The organism is Syntrophorhabdaceae bacterium (assembly GCA_028713955.1).
Lineage (GTDB): Bacteria > Desulfobacterota > Syntrophorhabdia > Syntrophorhabdales > Syntrophorhabdaceae > UBA5609.
In genome coordinates this window covers 1-3,103 of the sequence record JAQTNJ010000024.1, presented here as the reverse complement: position 1 = coordinate 3,103, position 3,103 = coordinate 1, and the positions used below count along the sequence as shown (strand labels likewise).

Sequence of the window (3,103 nt, the reverse complement as noted above, 5' to 3'; positions counted from 1 at the left end):
TATCCATGGATGAGATAGATAAAAAGATACTCAACCTTATACAGGAAGAGTTTCCGCTCACAGAGAAGCCCTTTGCCGACATCGGGAAACAGGTCGGGATCAGCGGGAAAGAGGCAGTGAAACGGGTAAAGACGCTGAAAGAAAACGGCATCATACGGAGGATCGGTCCCATACTCGAACGGAAAAAGCTTGGCTATGTGAGTGTCCTCTGCGGTGTACACATTGATGACAACAGGATCATGGAAGTCGCCCGGGAGATCAACGGGCTGACAGGAGTTACCCACAATTACGAGAGGGAAGGCGACCTGAATCTCTGGTTTACCATTACAAAAAAGACGATCGGGGAAATAGACCGCGCACTCTCAGACCTTGAGAGGACCTACGGACTGAGGATATACCGGTTCCCTGAAAAAAAGACGTTCAAGATAAAGACATATTTTCCGTTGTAGGCCACTGCGCGGCAGTAATAAGCGATGAGTTCGGAGTACGCGGATAAACAGTAATGAGGGATCATGAATGAAGAATTAAAAATAGGCAATCGGCAATCGGCAATCGGCAATCGAAAAAGGGTTTTTCTCGTCGACGGCAACTCCTACCTCTACAGGGCGTTTTATGCAACCCCTCACCTCTCAAACTCAAAGGGTATGCCGACGAACGCCATCTATGCCTTTATCAGCATGATCAAAAAGCTCATGAACGCCGAAAACCCTGACACCTTTGTCATCGTCTTTGATTCAAAGGCGCCGTCCTTCAGAGAAGAGATATCGAAGGCGTACAAGGCCCAGAGACCGCCGATGCCGGACAACCTTTCGATACAGATACCGTATGTGAAAAGGATCATCGGGGCCATGGGTATACCGATCCTTGAGATGGACGGTTTCGAGGCCGACGATATTATCGGCACTATCGTGAACGGGCTCAAAGAACATGACGATATGGAAACATATATCGTGACCAGCGATAAGGATATGATGCAGCTTCTGTCGGAAAAGGTCTTTATCTATGATTCAATGAAAAACCAGTTGATAAGCGAAAAAGAGGCAGAGGAAAAATTCGGTGTCAGGCCTTCTCTCATGATCGACTATCTGGCTCTTTGTGGCGACACATCGGATAATATCCCCGGCGTGCCGGGCATCGGCGACAAGACAGCGCGGGAGCTTATAAGCGGCCTTGGATCCATCGATGCGATCTATAACAATATCGAAGAAGTGAAAAAACCATCGGTCAGGGGAAAGCTACTGACCGGGAAAGACCTTGCTGTCATGAGTAAGCAGCTCGCGACTATACGGCTCGATGTACCTGTAGACGTAAGCCTTGTGAACCTCGAAAACAGGGGGCAGGACCTTCAGGAACTGCGAAGGATCTACAGGGAACTTGAGTTTACATCCCTTTACCGGGAGATCAAGGCAGACGGCAGAGAAAAAGTGGAATGGAAAGAAGCAGGGCTTACACAATTAAACATGAGATCTATCGCCATCATGGCAGCCTTCCAGGGGAGAACCTCCGGTGATTTGTACCTTGACGGTTTTGCCGTCTTTGACGGGGAAGGCGCCTTCTTCTCGCAAAACGAAAAAGAGCTGTACGAAATATTTTCCTGTGCCGGAGAGATCGCCACTTACAACCTGAAAAAGCTGATTATCATAAACCTGCGGAAGGGAAAAACGGCAGAGGGGAAAGGGAGCGGAGGAGCGCCCCCGCAGTTCTTCGATGTTATGCTTGCCACGTACCTGATAAATCCGCTCCGGAAGGACTACGCGCTGGGATCGATCATTGAGGAATACCTCGACGCGGACCTTACACCCCGGGAGCAGAAATCCATGCTTATTGAGAGCGCCTGCCGGCTATTGGAACTGAAGGATATCTTACTCCACACCATAGAGGCACAGGATCTTGCAAACCTTTATTACAGGATAGAGCTCCCGCTCATAGAGGTACTGGCGGACATGGAACAGACCGGCGTGAAGGTTGACAGGAAGATCCTTGGCGAACTGTCGCGTGATTTCGATACAAGACTCACCGGCATCGTGAAAGAGATCTACGATCATGCAGGAGAGCCGTTCAACATCAATTCACCGCAGCAGCTCTCCCGCATTCTTTTCGACACGCTGCACCTCACGCCCGTGAAAAAGACAAAAACCGGCTACTCAACGGATATCGAGGTCCTTGAAACGCTCTCGCTCCAGCACCCTTTGCCGAAAAAGATCCTCGAGTACAGAACGCTGACCAAACTGAAAAATACCTACATCGACGTTCTTCCCACTCTCATCAACCCCCATACGGGAAGGATACACACGACCTTCAACCAGATGGTCACGGCAACGGGCAGGTTAAGCAGCAGCGACCCGAACCTCCAGAATATCCCGATCCGCGGAGAGGAAGGCATGAAGATACGGGGGGCCTTTGTGCCGGAGGACGGCTGCATCCTCCTCTCGTCTGATTATTCGCAGATCGAGCTCCGTGTTCTTGCCCACCTGTCACAGGATGCTTCCCTCATCGATACATTCCTCAACGACGGCGATATCCACACAACCGTTGCCGGCAGTGTATTCATGGTGAAGCCGGAGAATATAACATTCGAAATGCGCAGGACCGCAAAGGTCATCAACTTCGGTATTATCTATGGCATGAGCGCCTTTGGCCTCTCGAAAGAGCTTGGTATTTCGCAAAGAGAGGCACAACAGTTTATTGACGGTTACTTCGAAAGGCATAAGGGCGTCAGGGAGTATATGGACAGGACCATCGGGGAGGCACGTGCCAACGGTTTTGTAAGAACCCTTTTCGGCAGGATGCGCTATATCCCGGAGATCAACAACACCGATGCGAACATCCGGGGCCTCGGGGAACGCGCTGCCATGAATACGCCTATTCAGGGCAGCGCCGCCGACATCATCAAGATGGCCATGATCAATATCCACCGGAAGATCAATGAGCGGGGTCTCTCCTCGAGGCTCATCCTCCAGATCCACGACGAGCTGCTCTTCGAGGTAAAAGAGGAGGAAACTGCCGGGATGGAGACACTGGTGCGGGAGGAGATGGAGCGGGTAGTTACCCTTTCCGTTCCCCTGAAGGTTTCGATTGGAAAGGGAGATAGCTGGGCTGCGGC

Annotated in this window: 2 protein-coding genes; both read left to right on the top strand. The window is 51.0% G+C overall.

All coding sequences use genetic code 11. The features are described from left to right. The coding region (locus PHU49_03865; protein ID MDD5243130.1) for an Lrp/AsnC family transcriptional regulator at positions 1 to 449 on the top strand (449 nt) is incomplete at its 5' end. Between the two features lie 63 nt (positions 450 to 512). Next, on the top strand, positions 513 to 3,103 hold a 2,591-nt coding region (gene polA / locus PHU49_03860), incomplete at its 3' end, for a DNA polymerase I (GenBank protein MDD5243129.1).